The sequence below is a fragment of the Ruegeria sp. H8 genome, assembly GCF_056532905.1.
The window spans coordinates 279,079-296,387 of record NZ_JBQFNY010000005.1; the positions used below are offsets into that span (position 1 = coordinate 279,079).

Consider the following 17,309-nt stretch of genomic DNA (forward strand, 5'->3'; position numbering starts at 1 on the left):
CCGGTTCTTTTGCGATCCCTCTCAAGCCTTGGTGCGACATGACGCGAAACCGTCAATATGCTGTTGCCAAATCGCAATGCTTGGAACATTTGCGGAAGAGCAATTCCTCCTTTGGCAAGCGTGACGGGGATATATACAGTAACGCTTGCAAACGCGCGGATTTCGAACCGGGATCAAGAAGACAGGCAACACTATGAGCCTAGGCAAAACCAATTCCAAACCGGGCCGCGCACCGCGTATCCTGTTTTACAGTCACGACACGTTCGGGCTGGGCCATCTTCGCCGGTCTCGGGCTTTGGCGGCCGCGATCACGCAGGCGGACCAAAGCGCGTCTGCGCTGATCCTGACGGGATCACCCGTGGCCGGACGGTTTACCTTTCCCCGTCGCGTTGACCACGTGCGCCTGCCCGGTGTCACCAAACGCGCAGACGGGTCTTATGCTGCACGCACCATCGGGATGGGCATCGAAGAAGTGACCGAGTTGCGGTCGGGTCTGATTCAAACCGCTGTTCAGCAGTTCGACCCTGATGTGCTGATCGTCGACAAGGAACCGACGGGGTTCCGGGGTGAGCTGCTGCCGACACTGAACCACCTGCAACAGAACTGCGGAACCAAAATGGTGCTTGGGTTGCGCGATGTTCTGGATGAACCCGAAGTCCTGGCCGCCGAGTGGGCGCGCAAGGAAGCGGTTGAAGCCACCGAACGGTTTTATCACGAAATCTGGGTTTACGGCTTGCAGTCGATTTACGACCCGACAAGGGGGTTGCCGCTGAGCGCCGCGGCACAATCCCGCATCCACTGGACGGGATATCTGCGCCGCGATCTTGGTCCGGTCGGCGAGCCTCCGAAACAACCCTATATCCTGATCACGCCCGGCGGCGGGGGTGACGGCAAGGCGATGGTCAACCTGGTCCTGTCTGCCTATGAAAAAGATCCAAACCTGTCGCCGCGGGCGGTTTTGGTCTATGGCCCCTTCCTGTCCGGCGAGTTGCGCGAAGATTTCGAAACCCGCGTTGCCGCATTGAACGGTCGCGTCACCGCCGTTGGGTTCGAATCCCAGATCGAAACGCTGTTTGCAGGGGCCGAAGGCGTCGTCTGCATGGGCGGCTACAACACGTTCTGCGAGGTTCTTTCCTTTGACAAACGCGCTGTCATCGTCCCGCGCACCACGCCTCGTCTGGAACAGTGGATACGGGCCTCGCGCGCAGAAGGGCTGGGCCTTGTCCGAATGCTGGATGAAAACCGGGATGGCCTGACGCCGGACGCGATGATCCGCGCCATTCGGGAATTGCCGCACCAGTCCCTGCCGTCGCAGGCGATACAAAGCGGATTGCTGGACGGGCTAGACTATGTCACCGACCGCATCGAAAGCCTGCTGACCTGGGAACAGGAACGAGCCACCGGATGACCTCAGATTCTCCTCGATTGGCGGTTGTGGTCAAAGGCTGGCCACGACTGTCCGAAACGTTCATTGCGCAGGAACTTGTCGCCTTGCAGGAGGCCGGGCATCGCTTTGACATCTGGTCTTTGCGGCACCCGACCGATACGAAACGCCATCCCTTGCACGACCGGTTCACAGGACGGGTCCGATATCTGCCCGAGTATCTTCATGACGAACCCAAACGGGTCTGGGCGGCACGGGCCCTGGCCAAAACGCTTCCCGGTTACGACAAGGCCTATCGGATCTGGCGTCAGGACTTGAAGCGCGACCCGACACCCAATCGCATCCGACGGTTTGGGCAAGCCTGCGTTCTGGCCGCGGAATTGCCTGCCCGGACGCAAGGGTTGTACGCTCATTTCATGCACACGCCGTCATCCGTTGCCCGTTACGCCGCCATCATGCGCGCATTGCCGTGGAGTTTTTCGGCTCATGCCAAGGATATCTGGACGTCGCCGGATTGGGAAAAACGTGAAAAGCTGCAAGCCGCATCCTACGGGGCCACGTTTGGTGCCACCTGCACAGCCATCGGAGCGGAACATCTGCGCAGCCTGGCCGATGACCCCAAGCGCGTGGACCTGATCTATCACGGTTTGGACCTGTCTCGCTTTCCCAAGCCTCCGACGCGAAAGCTGCGTGCTGTGAATGATCCTTTTCACATGATTTCCGTCGGGCGGCTGGTCGAGAAGAAAGGCTTCGATCGTCTGATCGCGGCTTTTGCATTGCTGCCCGATGACCTGAACTGGCACTGGACCCATATCGGCGGCGGCGCATTGGGTGACGTTTTGCGGGCACAGGCGAACGCAGCCGGCATTGCGAACCGGATCACCTGGAAAGGGGCTTGCGACCAGCCCGAGGTCATCGCAGCAATGCGCGATGCCGACCTGTTCGTGCTGCCTAGCCGCATCGCGAAGGACGGAGACCGCGACGGGTTGCCGAATGTGTTGATGGAGGCCGCGTCTCAGTTGTTGCCAATCCTGTCGACACCGGTCTCGGCGATCCCCGAGTTTATCGAAACCGGAACACATGGGGTTCTGTCCGATGACGCCCCCTCTGCACTTGCGGAAGCCGTGGAACGTTTGTCAGCCAATCCGCAGCAAGCGTCACAGATGGCGCATGCGGCCTATGATCGCCTGATCGCCGAGTTCCGGATGGCCCCCGGCATCGCACGGCTGTCGGAACACCTCAACTCCATGTGCATGGAAAACGCGTAATGGCGCGGGTCGCGTTTTATGCCCCGATGAAATCTCCTGACAGCCCGAAACCTTCGGGCGACCGTGAAATGGCCCGGAATCTGATGCAGGCGCTGACCGCCGAGGGTGATACGGTCGCTCTGGCGACCGACTTGCGCATCTATGACAAAAGCGGCGACGAAGACCTGCAACAAGCCTTGAGGCGCGCGGCAGAAGATGAAGCGAAGCGACTTGTCTCTGACATGCCATCAGATACCGATCTGTGGGTGACCTACCACAATTATTACAAGGCACCTGACCTGCTGGGCCCTCGGGTTTGCAAGGCACGTGGCATTCCCTATGTGCAACTGGAAAGCACCCGCGCATCCAGTCGGTTAAACGGGCCGTGGGCTGAGTTCGCCAAGGCGGCGCATCAGGCCTGCGATGCGGCGGATGTGATCTTTTATCATACGGCCAACGACCTGATCACTTTGCAGCGGGATCGCTTTGGCGATCAGGCTTTGGTCGAACTGCCTCCGTTCCTGCCCATCTCGGAACTGCCTCCGGCCGCCACAGGTGGCGCACCCATGCTGACCGTCGGCATGATGCGGCATGGGGACAAGCTGGCATCCTATCAGATATTGTCCGAGGCCCTGGCGCATTTGACCGGGGACTGGCACCTGAACATCGCAGGAGACGGCCCGGCGCGCAGGCAGGTTGAGGCGCTGATGGCGCCGTTCGGACAGCGGGTGCGTTTTCTGGGTCAGCTTGACCGGGAAGAACTGCAACGCGTCTATCAACAATCATCTCTGCTTGCATGGCCCGGAGTGAATGAGGCTTACGGCATGATTTACCTCGAGGCGCAGGCTGCGGGATTGCCTGTGGTTGCTCAGGATCGGCCCGGCGTACGCGATGTTCTGTCCCCGGCGGCCTATCCATCCGTCGAAAGTGGCGCCAGGGGATTTGCGGATGGCATGCAGGCCCTTTTGTCGGATTCCACGCTGCGCCACACTCTGGGCGCTGCGGCACGCAACTACGTGGCAGAGCGCCACCTGATGCCACAGGCGACCGAGCGCTTGTGGGCAACCCTCCGACCCCTGCTGAAGGACGTATCATGACCCGGCTTGCACTGCTCCGACACGGGCACACCCATTGGAACCGAGCGGGACGGATCCAGGGGCGCAGCGACATACCGCTGGACGATGACGCCCGAGCCGAATTGGCGGGCTATGGATTGCCACAGGACTGGGCCGAGGCTGACATCTGGTCCAGCCCCCTGCACCGCGCCAGTGAGACGGCGCAAATCGTGACCGGTCGCGACCCGAACACCGCGGACGCGTTGACCGAGATGAACTGGGGCGATTGGGAAGGTCAGCGCGGGGTCGACCTGATCGCGGACACATCCAGCGGATATCGTCATATCGAGCATTGGGGCTGGGATTTCTGTCCACCAAACGGGGAAAGCCCGGCCGAGGTTCGGGACAGGCTTCGCCCCTGGCTGTCCGCGCTGCGGCAGGATACGGTCGCGGTCTGCCATATCGGTATCATGCGGGTCATTCTGGCTTGGGCATGGGGTTGGAATTTCGAAGGACCTGCCCCCTTTAAGATCAAACGCAATCGGCTGTATATCGTCGACATGAAGACCATGACCGCCGACGCCGACCCCGTTCGCCTGATCAAATACGAGGCCCCGCAATGAAGGTGATGATCATCGTCACGCACCTGTTGGGCACCGGGCATCTCAGCCGGGCGCTGACATTGGGGCGGGCCTTTCGGGATGATGGCCACGACGTCATGGTCGTGACGGGTGGCGTGCCCGCGCCGCAATTGGACAGCACGGGCATGACCCTGTTCGGCTTGCCGCCGCTCAGATCAGACGGAACCAACTTCACCCGTTTGCTGACCGAAAGCGGCGACGAGGCTGACGCGGCCTATCACGCCACGCGCGAGGCCGCCCTGGTGCAGGCAGTGAACAGCTTCCAGCCGCAGATCCTGATCACCGAGCTTTACCCCTTTGGTCGCCGAACACTGTCGGCCGAGTTCGATGCGGCCCTGAATGCGGCAAGCGCGTTGCCTGAGCGTCCCGTCATTCTCGGATCGGTCCGCGACATTCTGGCTCCGCCCTCCAAACCCGCCAAGGCCGAGCGCGCGGATGAAATCGTGTCTCGGTATTATGACGGCATTCTGGTTCATTCCACCGAAAGCGTTACGCCCCTGTCGGTCAGCTGGCCGGTGTCGGACCGATTGGCCAAGCGACTTCACTACACCGGCTTTGTGGCGCCTGCATTGCCCCAACCTCACCCCGACGCGGCGGGCCAGGATGAAATCCTGGTCAGCGCTGGCGGCGGATCCGTCGGGCAACCGATCTTTCGCGCGGCCATCGAGGCCGCCCGAAAGATGCCCAACAGGCGCTGGCGCCTGCTGGTCGGTGGAACGGATGCAAAGGCTCGGATCGCGGAATTGTCCCGGATGGCCGAAGGTGCTTCGGTTGTTCTGGAACCGGTGCGGCCGGATTTCCGCCAGATGCTGCCCCTGGCAGCGGCATCGGTAAGCATGTGCGGCTACAACACTGCCATGGATATCCTTCAAAGTGGCACCCCCGCCGTGTTTGTGCCTTTCGACGACGGCAAAGAGGTGGAACAAGGGTTGCGCGGGCAGAGCCTGTCCGATCTGCCCGCAATCGAAGTTCTGGAAAGCAGAGCGTTGAGCGGGGCGACATTGGCTCGGGCGGTGGAGCGTGTCGTGGCCGACGGCCCCCGTGTACAACAGGATTTCGGTTTTGACGGGGCCATCCAATCCGTCCACATCGCCAAGCGTCTGCTGGAGCAGCGCACATGATCCCCGACTGGCGCCCTCTTGACGTCGAGTTGAACCATTGGCGTGCCGAAAGCTCGCCCTTGCCTTTGTGGTGGCGCGATGATGATGCCATTGCGCCAACACCGCAATTGGACCGCCTTTCCGAGCTGGCCGACAAACTGGGCCTGCCCGTGCATCTGGCCGTCATTCCGCGCGACGCGACGCCCGCGCTGGCGGAATACGTCGCCGCGCGCGCGTCTCTTGTTCCGGTCGTACACGGGTGGGCGCATAAAAACCATGCGCCCCGCGGCGAGAAGAAGGCCGAGTTTCGGCTCGACCGTCCGCTGGACGTGATGGTGACGGATGCGCAGGCCGGGATGGCGCGTCTTCGGTCCCTGTTTGGTGACAATATGCGACAGATGTTCGTGCCCCCCTGGAATCGCATTGCACCCGAGATGGCCAAACAGTTGCCAAAGCTGGGATACCGCATCCTGTCCACCGCAACGCCCCGCAAATCACGTCTGGCCGCACCGGGGCTTGAGCAGATCAACACCCATCTTGATCCGATCGACTGGCGCGGGTCGCGTGGTTTGATCTCAGCCGACGCCCTGATCGCACAGACTGCTGGTCTTCTGCGAGACCGACGCGAAGGCCGTTCAGACAACACCGAGCCCTTCGGCATATTGACCCATCATCTGGTCCATGATCAGGACATCTGGACCTTTACCGAGGCCCTGTTGCGCAAATTGCTGAGCGGGCCCGCCACAGCCTGGGTCGCGCCAGAGAACGAATGAGGACATCACCATGAGCCGATTGGATTCCATGCTGCGCCGACTGACGGCCCAACGCGACGGATTGAACTGGGCGGCCGAGCGGATCAGTGGCCAGCCGGGGGATGTGCTGGATATGGGCCTGGGCAATGGCCGCACCTATGACCACTTGCGTGAAATCCTGCCAGAGCGCCGGATCTGGGTGATGGACCGGATCCTGCAATGCCATCCGGACAGCACCCCCCCGGCCGAGGATTTCCTGCAAGGTGAGGCCGAACCGATGCTGCTCAGACTGGCGGCCGACGGGCATAGGATCGCGCTGGCGCATTACGATTTCGGACGCGGCATCAAGCACGAGGACGTCGCCGAAGCAGAGCGTCTCAGCCCGCTGATCGCGAAAGTCATGCAGCCCGGAGGGTTGTTGATTTCAGGTCAGCCCCTGGTCGGCTTTGCCCAGATCCAGGGGCCCAAGACAATCGCCCCGGACCGTTACCTGTTCTACACGGCCTGATCACGCCACGCGTCGACCGCGTACCCAGACCGAACTCGGGACGGGTACACCCGCGCGCATCCGGAAGCGGATGACATCGGCGCGGGCGTCGGCGCGCAACTCGCCTCGCTCCTCCAACCCTGCGGCCCGAGCCGGGGCCAGCGTTACCGTCTTCATCCCCCGCGCCATGTCGCCCCAGATCTCGCCCAGCCTAACCGCCGAAAACAACAAGGCCGACGGCACATAATCCGAAGACAGGATGTCCAGATACCCAAGCTGGGCCAGCTCGTGGGCAGCAACATTGCCAGAATGCGATCCCCCACGGATTATGTTCGGCGCACCCATCATGATCTGAATGTCGTTTTCGTGGCAGGCGCGTGCCGCTTCGACGGTCGTGGGGAACTCGGCCAGACGGATGCCGTGACCTGCGGACACTTTCACCTGATCTTCCGTCGTGTCGTCATGGCTGGCCAATACTGCTCCGAAACGGCAGGCCGCCTTGACAGCTTCGGCCTCGTGCAGATCGCCATTGCGATCTCGAAGCCCTTTCAGTTGCGTCACATGCTGAAAGTACATGTCATCGTCCATGGCATATTTGGCTTTCAGATAGGTTTCCAGCTTGTTCATATCTCGAAACTGACGCTGTCCGGGTGTGTGATCCATTATGGACACAAGCCCAACCCTGTCTTCCGGCCCAAATTCGCTCAGCTCTTCAACCAGAGTTTCCGAACACACCTCGGCCCGCAAGTGCAGAAAGTGGCTGATCTTGAGCGCATCCTGTTCGCGCAGATCCCATAACTCCTGCGACAGGCCGCGGGCGTATTTCCCATACCGCCGCGCGCCCGACGGGATCGATCCAACCCGCATGGCATCGAACACTGTCGTGATCCCGGCGCCGGCCAATTCCGCATCATGCGCAAGAATTGCAGCGGCATGGGGCCAGTTCACCTGTGGGCGCGGTTGAATGTGACGTTCAAGGTTGTCGGTGTGCAACTCGACAAGCCCTGGGCTGACATAGTCGCCTTCGCAATCTATCGCGCCCGCGGGAACCCTGTTTCCGGTGTCGATTTCAGCGATGGCCTCACCCACAATCCGGACAGTGCCGGTTACGGTTTCATTCGGCAATACAAGCGTGGCATTGGCAAGGATCAAGTCTTCTGTCATCTGAACTTCACGCATGTTGAGACCGAGGAAGGCTACGCAAAAGGAGGCCGATATGACATTCACGCGATACGCGATCTATTTTGCGCCGCCCGCGGGAAAGGAATGGGCGAAATTTGCAACCAGCTGGCTGGGTTGGGATATCGAGGCGGGAAAGCCGGTTGCCCATCCGATTGTCGAAGGCATCGACGTTGCCGCCGTCACGGAGGTGCCGCGCAAGTACGGGCTGCACGCGACGCTGAAGCCACCGTTCAGACTGCGCGACGGCAAAACATTCGAAGCCCTGCAAGAGGCGTGCAGCTCGCTCGCCTCCCGCCAACCACCTGTGTCGCTGGATGGCCTCGAGATCGCCCGGTTTGGGCGTTTTCTGGCCCTGCGTCCGCTGGGTGAGATCCAGGCGCTGAATGCGCTTGCCGCGGCCTGTGTTCGGGAATTGGACTGTTTTCGTGCGCCCACCTCTGGGGCCGAACTGGCCCGCCGCCGCGCCGCCGGGTTGACCCCAGAGCAAGACGCCAACCTGGCTCAGTGGGGCTATCCTTACGTACTGGACGCATTCCGCTTTCACATCACGCTGAGCGGCAAGCTGGACAAACCAACCCTGAGAGCAACTCGGAACGCGCTGCAAACCCGTCTGGTCCCATTGCTGCCGCAGCCCTTCCAGATCACGGATCTGGCCCTTGCGGGCGAGGCTGAGGACGGGCGCTTCCACCTTATCCATCGCTACGGGCTTTCCGGTTGAAGGTGCGACAGGATTTCGGCAACCGTATCTTTCATCGCACCGGAGTTGTCGATTTCCAGGACCTGGTTCAAACCGTTGGGCAAAGACGTTTGGGCCCGGTCCAGACGCCGCGTCTGTTCCGCCTTGCTTTCCCGCCCTCTTAAGGACAAGCGTTCGGACAGAACCTCGGGCTTTGCCGTCAGGGAAATCACGATCAGATCACCAAACACCTCCTGCGCCTCAAGCAACACCGTTCGTGACAGGTTGACCAAAACGGCCTCGGCCACCTGCCGCTGCCGCGTGATCGTCTTCGGCACGCCGTAATACAGCCCATGCGCATGCCAACTCAGCGCAAACGCACCATCCCGTTCCATCCGCTGAAATGTTTCGGCCGAGACGCGGTCGAAATCTTCGCCGTCTTCGCCTTCGGGACGGGTAATCACCCGCCGCAGCCTCTGAACACCCGGCGTCCGGGCCACCAGCGCGTTCATTACGCTGTCCTTTCCGACCCCCGAAGGACCCACGACCGCTATGACCGGAGCAAGCGTCATGCAGCCATCCCCGGCGTGAAGTCCGAGACATCGACCTCGCGGTCACAGACCCGTTCGCGCGCGTCGAGATCGTGAAAAATCCCGACAATCGTCACGCCATTGTTCTTGGCCTCTTCGATCAGGGACAAAACGGTTTCCCGGTTCTGCGCATCCAGGCTTGCGGTCGGTTCATCCAACAGCATTGCCGGATATTCATGCGCAAAGCCCCGCGCAATGTTCACTCTCTGCTTTTCGCCGCCCGAGAAGGTCGTCGGGCTGAGGGTCCACAGACGTTCGGGAATATTCAGCCGTTTCAGCAACCCGGCTGCCCTGTCCATTGCCGCTTGCCTGTCACAGCCCACGGCCAGCAGCGGCTCTGCCACAACGTCCAACGCCGACACCCGAGGCACGACCCGCAGGAACTGGCTGACATAGCCCAAGGTGTCACGACGCAGCAACAAGATCTGCCGCGGTTCAGCCCTGGCCACGTCCAACCCTGCGACCAGCACCTGACCAGTGGCCGCCAGATAGTTGCCGTAGATCACACGCATCAGCGTGGATTTGCCTGCACCCGACGGCCCGGTCAGGGCGACGCACTCACCCGGCTCCACTTTCAGAGACGCGCCTTTCACCACCGGGATCGTGGCGCCGCCCTGATTGTGCAGGGTGAAGCTCTTGCTGACGTCAACAAGTTCAATCATCGCTTCATCCTTCCCCAAAGCCTCAAACCTGCAAAACGCTGGACACCAGCAACTGCGTATAGGCATGTTGCGGGTCGTCCAGTACCTGATCCGTCAGCCCGGCCTCGACCACACGACCGCTTTTCATCACCATCAACCGATCCGCCAGCAGACGCACCACGGCAAGATCATGGGTGACGATGATCGCACTCAACCTCATCTCACGCACAAGTCCGCGCAACAAATCCAGTAAACGCGCCTGTACCGACACATCCAGACCACCGGTCGGTTCGTCCATGAACACCAGCCGAGGACCTGTCACCAGATTGCGCGCGATCTGCAAACGCTGCTGCATCCCGCCCGAAAACGCGCTGGGGCGGTCATCGACGCGGCTCTCGTCAATCTCTACCCGGCCCAGCCAGTCAATGGCCTTGCCCCGAATGCTGCCATAGTGGCGTCCGCCGACGGCCATCAGCCGCTCGCCAATGTTGCCTCCGGCGCTGACAGACATCCGCAACCCGTCGCGCGCGTGTTGGTGGACAAAGGCCCAGTCGGTGCGGCTTAGCATCCGGCGCTCTGGCTCGGACATTGTGACCGTATCGACCGGGCCGTCTGCACGGGTATCAAAGATCACCTGCCCGGCATCCGGCTTCAGAAGGCCGGCCATACAGTTGAGCAAGGTCGACTTGCCCGACCCACTTTCACCAACGATTCCCATCACTTCTCCGGGGAAGAGATCAAAATTCACATCCGCGCATCCGATCCGGCGGCCATAGCTTTTTTCAATTCCTTTGGCTTGCATCAGAGGGATCATTGCGCGTTCCCTTCGGCCAATCGGCCTACATGGCCCGCCTCGCGGCGTGACCGGCAGTAATCCGTGTCGGAACAGACAAACATCCGGCTGCCCGCGTCATCCGTGATGACCTCGTCCAGATAGCTGTCTTCGGCCCCGCACAGGTCGCAGGGATGATCGGCCTTGGTGGCCTCGAACGGGTAGTCCTCGAAATCGAGGCTAACGACTTTGGTATGCGGAGGCACCGCGTAAATCCGCTGCTCGCGCCCGGCACCAAACAGCTGGATCGCGTCCATCTCAAGCTTTGGATTGTCGAATTTCGGAATTGGGGACGGGTCCATGACATAGCGTCCAGCCACATTCACAGGATAGGCATAAGCGGTCGAAATCGCCCCGTGCTGGCTGATATCCTCGTACAATTTCACATGCATCAGCCCGTATTCCTCAAGACTGTGCATCTTCCGCGTCTCGGTCTCGCGCGGTTCCAAAAAGCGCAAAGGTTCGGGAATCGGCACCTGATAAACGATGATCTGGTCTTCGCGCAACTTCGCCTCGGGGATGCGGTGGCGGGTCTGAATGATTGTGGCCTGTTCCGTCTTTTCCGTGGTGGCGACGCCTGCGGTGTTTTCAAAGAACTTGCGGATGGATACGGCGTTGGTGGTGTCGTCTGCGCCCTGATCGATCACCTTGAACGTATCCTCGGGCGTCAACACCGCGGCTGAAACCTGTACGCCCCCGGTACCCCAGCCATAGGGCATCGGCATCTCGCGGCTGGCAAACGGCACCTGATACCCCGGTATGGCCAGACCTTTGAGGATCGCCCGCCGGATCATCCGCTTGGTTTGTTCGTCCAGATAGGCGAAATTGTACGCGCTCATAAGCAGCCTCTTTCTGAAAGAGCGCGTTCAAGCGCGTGCGGCGCGGTGAAGTGGATCCCATCCATGCCCACCGCACGCGCGCCTTCGACATTGTGCAGCCCGTCATCGGTGAAAATGCAGTTCTCAGGTGAAAGCCCGGCCCGCTTGCACAACAGATGGAAAATCTCTGGCTGAGGCTTCAAAAGCTTCTCCTGCCCCGACACGACGGTGACACCAAACACTTCGCCCAATTCGGGATGTGCCCCCACGCCGACAGGCCAGGTTTCCGCTGACCAATTGGTGATCGCGTGAACCGGAGTGCCTTTCTCTTTCAGGCGGTAAAGCAGGCGCCAGCTTCCCTCGATCTTTCGCGGAACGGTTCTGGCATAACGTTCAACGTAAACACTGAGGCGCTGCCGATCTTCCGCATTTTCCAGTTCAGCGGCCAGATCGGCGAACATCTCTCCTCCATCGGCCCGCAGGTTGCGTTCGGGGAAATTGATGCGCGCCAGGAACTCTGCCACCGCCTCGCGGCTGCCCATCTCCTCCAGCCATGCCAGATGCGGATCCCATTTGACCAGCACGTTTCCGATATCAAAAACGACGGCTTTCATTCCATGGCCTCCTCTGACATGCGCTCTTCGGCCTTTCGACGCAGTTTGCGGACCAGTTCCAGCTCGGACTGGAAATCGACGTAATGCGGCAGCTTGATATGTTCGAGAAAGCCGGTGGCCTGAATGTTGTCCGCATGGCTCATGACAAATTCTTCATCCTGCGCGGGCGCACCCACGTTGTCTTCACCCAACTCTTCCCACCGCAAGGCCCTATCGACCAGCGCCATCGCGATGGATTTTCGTTCAGACTGGCCAAAGACCAGCCCATATCCCCGCGTGAACTGCGGCGGTTCCGTTTTCGAACCGGTGAACTGGTTCACCGTTTCACATTCGGTCAGCTCGACCTCGCCAATGTCGATGGCAAAGCCCAACTCGGGGATGTCCAGCTCAACCAGGACCTTGCCGATACGCAATTCTCCGACAAAGGCGTGGTTGCGGGCGTAACCGCGCTGGGTCGAATAAGCCATGCCCAGCACAAAGCCCTCATCCCCACGAGTCAGCGACTGAAGGCGCACCGGGCGGGTGGACGGGAACTCCATCGGTTCACGGGTCAGATCGCCCGGAACGTCATCGCGGGCAGGTTCATCCTGAATGATACCCTCGCCTTTCAGGAATGCGGTAATATGTGGCATCGGTTCCAGCCGCACAGGGCCTTCAGGCGCCTTTGGAACTTCGCCCTCGGCCGCCAGCTTGAAATCCAGCAATCGGTGGGTGTAGTCGAAGGTTGGCCCCAGAACCTGACCACCGGGGGCATCTTTGAACGTGGCCGAGATCCGGCGATCACAGGCCATGTCGCCGGTTTTGACGGGGTTGGAACAGCCGAAACGAGGCAGGGTCGTGCGGTAAGCGCGGACGAGGAAAATCGCCTCGATTAGATCGCCGCGTGCCTGTTTGATCGCCAGCGCAGCAAGGTCGGGATCGTACAGCGACCCCTCGGCCATGACCCGGTTCACCGCAAGGCTCAACTGTTCACGGATCTGCGCAAGGCTCAGTTCCGCGACATCTGTCGCACCACGGCGTTCTTCGGCAAGCCACGCATGGGCGTTTTCGATGGCTTTTTCGCCCCCTTTGACAGCGACATACATGGCTTATCCCCTGGACCTGATTTGCGTGCTACGCGGCAGAGCCGCGACCGCCTCACCGCAGGTGAAGAAAAAATCACACCCCAAAGGGTAAAGCAGCGCATTGTTCTGAAGAGCCGGAACATCCGGCAGGGAAAGCCGTGCCGTGTCCCGGATGCCGGGGCCGCTCAGAACCGCACCGTTCTGCTCCAGGCGCCTGCATTCCACAACAAGCGTCGCGGACCGGTCCGGGTATTCCGGCGTCCCGATACGATAGGTGTTTAGCGGCGCCAGTGCATCCCACGTGCCAAGGGCAAAATCAGCCTCTTCCGCCGCCACTATCGGTGCACCCGTGTGAAAGGTCAGCCATTCGCGCACCACATCGGTGTCGGCTTCACCCGCCAGGTGAACGTTTGCCTCTACATCGCAAAGCGTCAGAAGCAGCGTGCCGGCCGCGACGGACAAGGGCGCAGGTGGTTCACAGCCAGTCAGGGCGCAGATTTCACCCGGACGCGCCATGACGGTCATGGCCGCGCGGAATGCATGTGCCGCGTCGACAGGTGCGTCTTGAAAGCCCCCCGAGAACCGCATTTGATCTGGCATCAGTCTTCCCCCCGAGCCAGCGTGAAAAACTCGACCTTGGTGGCCGCTGCCTTTGCGGCGCGCGCTGTCTTGATCGACTGCATTTGCAGCTTCAGCGGATCAAGCAGCCGTTCCTGCAAGTCATCAGCAGCGGCGGTCTGCATCATCGCATCAATCAATGCCGCCGCTTCTACCTTGGATTTCGACCTGCCCTGAACATATCCGTGACCGACCGTACCATCCTGCAACACGACCGAGCAGCGCGTAACGGTCATTTCGCCCAGGTTGAACAAAGCGCCGGTTCCTCCGATGCGGCCACGCACCATGACACCACCCACCTCGGGCCTGCGCAGCCATTCGAAACTCGGGCAGTCCTGAATGCCGTCCCACAGCGTCATCAGGGCGGCGTCCGGCGCGCGCGCCAGCAGACCCATCCATTCCTTCCGTGCCTTGATCCCGATTTCCGTCTGGTTTGCCATCAAAGCCTCTTGGACAGGTTGTCTACATGAACTATACAACTAGACAAATATTAACTGACAGGTTGTCAAAACGCAATCTGCGACCGTTTGAAGGTTTGGTGAAATGAGCAAAACGCCGATCTGGAAAAGTATTGCCCTGCGCCTGACGTCGGACATCGCCGAGGGGCGCTATCAAACCGGAGATCGCCTGCCGACCGAAGCCCAGCTGGCCGCCACCTATGGCGTCAACCGCCACACGGTACGGCGCGCTTTGGCTGACATGTCTGATCAGGGTCTGGTTCACGCTCGGCGCGGTGCGGGCGTTTTTGTTGCGGCACGGTCAACGGATTATCCGATCGGCAAAAGGGTGCGCTATCACAAGAACATCTCGGCCAGCGGCAAGATACCGGGCAAGAAAATCTTGGCTTTGACCACACGCGTCGCCGATGAAGCCGAAGCCGAAGCTCTGGGCCTGAACAAGGGTGATCCAGTGCACGTCTATGACGGATTGTCCCTGGCAGACGGGCAGCCCATAGCCCTGTTTCAGAGCGTTTTCCCCGCGGAACGATTTCCGGATATCTTGCAGACATTGACCGAAACCCAATCCGTCACCAAAGCGCTGCAAGCCTGCGGCGTCAGGGATTACGTCCGCGTGTCGACTCGCCTGACCGCGCGCGGGGCGACCGCAACGCAGGCGCTGCAACTTCAATTGTCAGAAGGTGCTCCTGTTCTCTTCTCGGTCGGCGTCAATGCCGACCCGGATGGACGGCCAGTCGAGTACGGCCGCACGGTTTTCGCGGGTGAGCGTGTAACGCTGACCCTGAACGAGGCATAAGCGAACTACGGTTCTCAGCCGCATCCGACCGCCGGTCACTGGTCTCAGCCCATTGGGTCAAATGCCGCGCGGTGAGAGTTTTGTGGCAACACAGCGTTTGCGGGGGCTATCCATCCCACCGGCTCACGGGTATACGCATCCGCGACTCTTCAGCTGATACGAGGCCACCATGAGCTTTGACCGCACCATCAAGATCGCGCCGTCTATCCTGTCCGCCGATTTCGCCAATTTCGGGCAGGAAATTCAGGCCATCGAAGCGCAGGGCGCCGACTGGGTTCATGTTGACGTGATGGATGGCCATTTCGTTCCAAACCTGACCTTTGGCCCTCCAGCCGTGAAAGCCTTTCGCCCGCATGTGAAAACGGTGATGGACGTTCACCTGATGATCACGCCGGTCGATCCCTACATCCAGGCCTATGCCGATGCCGGAGCGGACATTCTGACCGCACATGTCGAGGCTGGCCCTCATACCCATCGCACCTTGCAGGCCATTCGCGGCGCCGGAATGAAAGCCGGCGTTGCCCTGAACCCCGGCACCCCTGCCGAAGCGGTCGAGCATCTGATGGACCTCACGGATCTGGTTTGCGTGATGACCGTGAACCCAGGCTTTGGGGGCCAGAAATTCATCGACATGACCGGCAAGGTCAAAAAACTGCGTCAGATGATCGGTGATCGTCCGGTGCATATCGAGATTGACGGTGGCGTCGACCCGAAAACCGCTCCGCTTGTGGCAGCGGCAGGTGCGGATGTGCTGGTGGCCGGTTCCGCGGTGTTCAAGGGCGGATCGGTTTCAACCCCACAGATCTACGGAGACAACATCCGTGCCGTCCGGGCAGCTGCTGAATCAGCGCTGTCCTGATTTGCAATCACCGGCGGCTGTTAGCAAGACTGTCAGCCGCCGGTATGGATCGCAGCCCTTGTCAAACAAGGACTTAAGCCCGCGCGGAACACGCCCAAATAAGGCGCTCTGCCCGTTTCCTTGACATTGCGGTTGAGAGGATGACAGACGCGCATCACCACCCTTCATCAAACCCAAATGGCGGGAAACATCCCACCTTGACGTTCTTGTTGAGAACCCGCGTGTATTGGTGAGGTTCGCAGGACTTGGCAGAGGGCGAAATGCGACCAGGACCCCAATACGGTTTGTAAAATGGGTGATGAGCCACCGCGCAACGTAAAAACCGATAGACCCTACCCAGTTTCAGGATCGTTTTGGGATTGACCCAGTTCCGCCAACTCGCTCCAAACCGCATCCGGAATAGCCCAGTTGGCCCATTCGAATGTTTGGTCCACATGTTGCGGCCATGTCGCCCCGCAGATTGTTGAAGCAATGTCTGCGTTCTTGACTGAGAACTGCAACGCAAGCGCCCCCAACGGTACATCGTAACGAGAACAGATACTCTCAACTGCACGAACCGGGCCCAGAACGGCTTCGGTCGCCTGCTGATAGACGTAATAATGATGAGCAGAACTTCCCTTGGCCAGAATTCCTCCGGAATAGGGCGCCGCATTCAGAACCGCCACACCTTTGGACCGCGCAAGCTCGATCATTGGAGCGGAGTTCACGTTGACCACCGTATGCCTGTTGTGTGTCAGAAGGACGTCAAACTCACGATCACGCAGCATCGGCATCAGGACGTCAATCCGGCCGCCTGCAAGCCCCACTGCCTTCGCCAGACCTTCTTCCTTGATCCGGAACAGCTCATCAAGTGCACCGCCGGTGCCGGTCACTTCCGAAATATCTGCAGCGTATTCGGGGTCATGTAGATGGAGAATATCCACCTGTTCCACCCCGAGGGCCTGAAGACTTGCTTCAAGTGACCTTCGCGCTTGTGTCGCATCAAACCTGTTGCTCTCCATGTCCCGGTCCAGTTTCGTGGACAGAACCTGGCCTTCAGGCCACCCCCCCAGTTCACGAATGACTTGCCCGATACGCTCTTCACTTCGACCCATCGCGTATCCACGCGCTGTGTCAATGAAGCCATCCGGGCGCTGGAGAATTGCCCTTATTGTGTCCAGCGCACGGCCTTCGTCCACCTCGTACCCATATATCTGAGGTATGCTTCCCAGGCCTGTTGAACCGAACCCTATTTGCGGCAGTCTCACTCCAGTCCGGCCGATTTCAACATGCTTGGTCATCCCACCATCCTCCCCTACAGGACATTTCTGCCTGCAATTGTGTCGAGGGTCGCCGTTCAACGCAAGCTTGGCGTATTGGCTTGCTATCTCGAAATCGAGACAAGCATGGCATTTGAATCCTAACAAAAAGGGCGCCCCGCGGGGCGCCCTTTCCGTCTGATCAGTCGCTTGCGCGAATTACTCGATGATCTTCGACACAACGCCGGCGCCGACGG

The 17,309-nt window shown here is 60.2% G+C and carries 20 protein-coding genes; 10 read left to right on the plus strand and 10 right to left on the minus strand.

Annotated features, from left to right (window positions below; all coding sequences use genetic code 11):
* Positions 1–193: 193 nt before the first annotated feature.
* Genes ACR0A2_RS14475 through ACR0A2_RS14505 form a run of 7 tightly spaced genes read left to right on the plus strand, consistent with a single transcriptional unit; the run spans position 194 to position 6,687 of the window.
* Positions 194–1,408: a glycosyltransferase family protein gene (locus ACR0A2_RS14475; RefSeq protein ID WP_480835704.1), complete on the plus strand. Its 1,215-nt coding sequence runs from the start codon at positions 194–196 to the stop codon at positions 1,406–1,408.
* A complete protein-coding gene (locus ACR0A2_RS14480) occupies positions 1,405–2,652 on the plus strand; it encodes a glycosyltransferase family 4 protein (RefSeq protein ID WP_480835706.1) in 1,248 nt (415 codons plus the stop codon). Before ACR0A2_RS14475 ends, ACR0A2_RS14480 begins: the two co-directional genes overlap by 4 nt.
* A complete protein-coding gene (locus ACR0A2_RS14485; RefSeq protein WP_480835708.1) occupies positions 2,652–3,728 on the plus strand; it encodes a glycosyltransferase family 4 protein in 1,077 nt (358 codons plus the stop codon). Before ACR0A2_RS14480 ends, ACR0A2_RS14485 begins: the two co-directional genes overlap by 1 nt.
* On the plus strand, positions 3,725–4,309 hold the full coding sequence (locus ACR0A2_RS14490) for a histidine phosphatase family protein (RefSeq protein WP_480835709.1): 585 nt from the start codon (positions 3,725–3,727) through the stop codon (positions 4,307–4,309). Before ACR0A2_RS14485 ends, ACR0A2_RS14490 begins: the two co-directional genes overlap by 4 nt.
* Positions 4,306–5,448, plus strand: a complete 1,143-nt coding sequence (locus ACR0A2_RS14495; RefSeq protein ID WP_480835711.1) for a glycosyltransferase family protein — start codon at positions 4,306–4,308, stop codon at positions 5,446–5,448. The genes ACR0A2_RS14490 and ACR0A2_RS14495 overlap by 4 nt, the downstream gene beginning before the upstream one ends.
* On the plus strand, positions 5,445–6,200 hold the full coding sequence (locus ACR0A2_RS14500; RefSeq protein ID WP_480835712.1) for a polysaccharide deacetylase family protein: 756 nt from the start codon (positions 5,445–5,447) through the stop codon (positions 6,198–6,200). Before ACR0A2_RS14495 ends, ACR0A2_RS14500 begins: the two co-directional genes overlap by 4 nt.
* Before the next feature lie 10 nt (positions 6,201–6,210).
* Positions 6,211–6,687: a class I SAM-dependent methyltransferase gene (locus ACR0A2_RS14505; protein WP_171229514.1), complete on the plus strand. Its 477-nt coding sequence runs from the start codon at positions 6,211–6,213 to the stop codon at positions 6,685–6,687.
* Here ACR0A2_RS14505 and ACR0A2_RS14510 read toward each other — a convergent pair whose 3' ends face one another.
* The gene (locus tag ACR0A2_RS14510) at positions 6,688–7,830 is read right to left on the minus strand and encodes an alpha-D-ribose 1-methylphosphonate 5-triphosphate diphosphatase (RefSeq protein ID WP_480835729.1); all 1,143 of its coding nucleotides are present in this window, start codon (positions 7,828–7,830) and stop codon (positions 6,688–6,690) included.
* A gap of 52 nt (positions 7,831–7,882) precedes the next feature.
* On the opposite strand from ACR0A2_RS14510, the gene ACR0A2_RS14515 reads away from it, so the two are divergent.
* Positions 7,883–8,566, plus strand: coding sequence for a DUF1045 domain-containing protein (locus ACR0A2_RS14515; RefSeq protein WP_152457126.1), 684 nt, complete (start codon positions 7,883–7,885; stop codon positions 8,564–8,566).
* On the opposite strand, the gene phnN is transcribed toward ACR0A2_RS14515, so the two are convergent.
* From phnN to phnG, 8 genes are read right to left on the minus strand one after another with little or no spacing between them, the layout of a single operon-like run.
* Positions 8,548–9,096, minus strand: coding sequence for a phosphonate metabolism protein/1,5-bisphosphokinase (PRPP-forming) PhnN (gene phnN / locus ACR0A2_RS14520; protein WP_480835714.1), 549 nt, complete (start codon positions 9,094–9,096; stop codon positions 8,548–8,550). The genes ACR0A2_RS14515 and phnN overlap by 19 nt on opposite strands.
* On the minus strand, positions 9,093–9,776 hold the full coding sequence (phnL, locus tag ACR0A2_RS14525; protein ID WP_480619276.1) for a phosphonate C-P lyase system protein PhnL: 684 nt from the start codon (positions 9,774–9,776) through the stop codon (positions 9,093–9,095). The genes phnN and phnL overlap by 4 nt, the downstream gene beginning before the upstream one ends.
* Before the next feature lie 22 nt (positions 9,777–9,798).
* Complete coding sequence (phnK, locus tag ACR0A2_RS14530; RefSeq protein ID WP_480619274.1) at positions 9,799–10,569, minus strand: phosphonate C-P lyase system protein PhnK; 771 nt, start codon at positions 10,567–10,569, stop codon at positions 9,799–9,801.
* Positions 10,566–11,426 carry an alpha-D-ribose 1-methylphosphonate 5-phosphate C-P-lyase PhnJ gene (locus tag ACR0A2_RS14535; RefSeq protein WP_480835715.1) on the minus strand — a complete coding sequence of 287 codons (861 nt, stop codon included), beginning with the start codon at positions 11,424–11,426 and terminating at the stop codon, positions 10,566–10,568. Before ACR0A2_RS14535 ends, phnK begins: the two co-directional genes overlap by 4 nt.
* Complete coding sequence (locus ACR0A2_RS14540; protein ID WP_480835716.1) at positions 11,423–12,019, minus strand: HAD family hydrolase; 597 nt, start codon at positions 12,017–12,019, stop codon at positions 11,423–11,425. The genes ACR0A2_RS14535 and ACR0A2_RS14540 overlap by 4 nt, the downstream gene beginning before the upstream one ends.
* A complete protein-coding gene (locus ACR0A2_RS14545; RefSeq protein ID WP_480835718.1) occupies positions 12,016–13,104 on the minus strand; it encodes a carbon-phosphorus lyase complex subunit in 1,089 nt (362 codons plus the stop codon). The genes ACR0A2_RS14540 and ACR0A2_RS14545 overlap by 4 nt, the downstream gene beginning before the upstream one ends.
* 3 nt (positions 13,105–13,107) lie before the next feature.
* Complete coding sequence (gene phnH / locus ACR0A2_RS14550) at positions 13,108–13,683, minus strand: phosphonate C-P lyase system protein PhnH (protein ID WP_480835720.1); 576 nt, start codon at positions 13,681–13,683, stop codon at positions 13,108–13,110.
* Positions 13,683–14,141, minus strand: coding sequence for a phosphonate C-P lyase system protein PhnG (phnG, locus tag ACR0A2_RS14555; protein ID WP_480835721.1), 459 nt, complete (start codon positions 14,139–14,141; stop codon positions 13,683–13,685). The genes phnH and phnG overlap by 1 nt, the downstream gene beginning before the upstream one ends.
* 103 nt (positions 14,142–14,244) lie before the next feature.
* Here phnG and phnF point away from each other — a divergent pair, with 103 nt between their 5' ends.
* Positions 14,245–14,955, plus strand: coding sequence for a phosphonate metabolism transcriptional regulator PhnF (gene phnF / locus ACR0A2_RS14560; protein WP_480835722.1), 711 nt, complete (start codon positions 14,245–14,247; stop codon positions 14,953–14,955).
* Positions 14,956–15,124: 169 nt separating this feature from the next.
* A complete protein-coding gene (gene rpe / locus ACR0A2_RS14565) occupies positions 15,125–15,814 on the plus strand; it encodes a ribulose-phosphate 3-epimerase (RefSeq protein WP_171232669.1) in 690 nt (229 codons plus the stop codon).
* Between the two features lie 332 nt (positions 15,815–16,146).
* Here rpe and ACR0A2_RS14570 read toward each other — a convergent pair whose 3' ends face one another.
* Positions 16,147–17,094, minus strand: a complete 948-nt coding sequence (locus tag ACR0A2_RS14570; RefSeq protein WP_480835723.1) for an aldo/keto reductase — start codon at positions 17,092–17,094, stop codon at positions 16,147–16,149.
* Positions 17,095–17,309: the final 215 nt, after the last annotated feature.

Excerpts from the sequence above, each read along its gene's own strand:
- ACR0A2_RS14540 (WP_480835716.1), bottom strand. The coding sequence starts at position 12,019 with ATGAAAGCCGTCGTTTTTGATATCGGAAACGTGCTGGTCAAATGGGAT.
- ACR0A2_RS14475 (WP_480835704.1), top strand. The coding sequence starts at position 194 with ATGAGCCTAGGCAAAACCAATTCCAAACCGGGCCGCGCACCGCGTATC.
- ACR0A2_RS14495 (WP_480835711.1), top strand. The coding sequence starts at position 4,306 with ATGAAGGTGATGATCATCGTCACGCACCTGTTGGGCACCGGGCATCTC.
- ACR0A2_RS14570 (WP_480835723.1), bottom strand. The coding sequence starts at position 17,094 with ATGACCAAGCATGTTGAAATCGGCCGGACTGGAGTGAGACTGCCGCAA.
- rpe (WP_171232669.1), top strand. The coding sequence starts at position 15,125 with ATGAGCTTTGACCGCACCATCAAGATCGCGCCGTCTATCCTGTCCGCC.
- phnF (WP_480835722.1), top strand. The coding sequence starts at position 14,245 with ATGAGCAAAACGCCGATCTGGAAAAGTATTGCCCTGCGCCTGACGTCG.
- ACR0A2_RS14515 (WP_152457126.1), top strand. The coding sequence starts at position 7,883 with ATGACATTCACGCGATACGCGATCTATTTTGCGCCGCCCGCGGGAAAG.
- ACR0A2_RS14510 (WP_480835729.1), bottom strand. The coding sequence starts at position 7,830 with ATGACAGAAGACTTGATCCTTGCCAATGCCACGCTTGTATTGCCGAAT.
- ACR0A2_RS14485 (WP_480835708.1), top strand. The coding sequence starts at position 2,652 with ATGGCGCGGGTCGCGTTTTATGCCCCGATGAAATCTCCTGACAGCCCG.
- ACR0A2_RS14505 (WP_171229514.1), top strand. The coding sequence starts at position 6,211 with ATGAGCCGATTGGATTCCATGCTGCGCCGACTGACGGCCCAACGCGAC.
- ACR0A2_RS14500 (WP_480835712.1), top strand. The coding sequence starts at position 5,445 with ATGATCCCCGACTGGCGCCCTCTTGACGTCGAGTTGAACCATTGGCGT.
- ACR0A2_RS14490 (WP_480835709.1), top strand. The coding sequence starts at position 3,725 with ATGACCCGGCTTGCACTGCTCCGACACGGGCACACCCATTGGAACCGA.
- ACR0A2_RS14545 (WP_480835718.1), bottom strand. The coding sequence starts at position 13,104 with ATGTATGTCGCTGTCAAAGGGGGCGAAAAAGCCATCGAAAACGCCCAT.
- ACR0A2_RS14535 (WP_480835715.1), bottom strand. The coding sequence starts at position 11,426 with ATGAGCGCGTACAATTTCGCCTATCTGGACGAACAAACCAAGCGGATG.
- phnK (WP_480619274.1), bottom strand. The coding sequence starts at position 10,569 with ATGATCCCTCTGATGCAAGCCAAAGGAATTGAAAAAAGCTATGGCCGC.
- phnG (WP_480835721.1), bottom strand. The coding sequence starts at position 14,141 with ATGGCAAACCAGACGGAAATCGGGATCAAGGCACGGAAGGAATGGATG.
- phnN (WP_480835714.1), bottom strand. The coding sequence starts at position 9,096 with ATGACGCTTGCTCCGGTCATAGCGGTCGTGGGTCCTTCGGGGGTCGGA.
- phnH (WP_480835720.1), bottom strand. The coding sequence starts at position 13,683 with ATGCCAGATCAAATGCGGTTCTCGGGGGGCTTTCAAGACGCACCTGTC.
- phnL (WP_480619276.1), bottom strand. The coding sequence starts at position 9,776 with ATGATTGAACTTGTTGACGTCAGCAAGAGCTTCACCCTGCACAATCAG.
- ACR0A2_RS14480 (WP_480835706.1), top strand. The coding sequence starts at position 1,405 with ATGACCTCAGATTCTCCTCGATTGGCGGTTGTGGTCAAAGGCTGGCCA.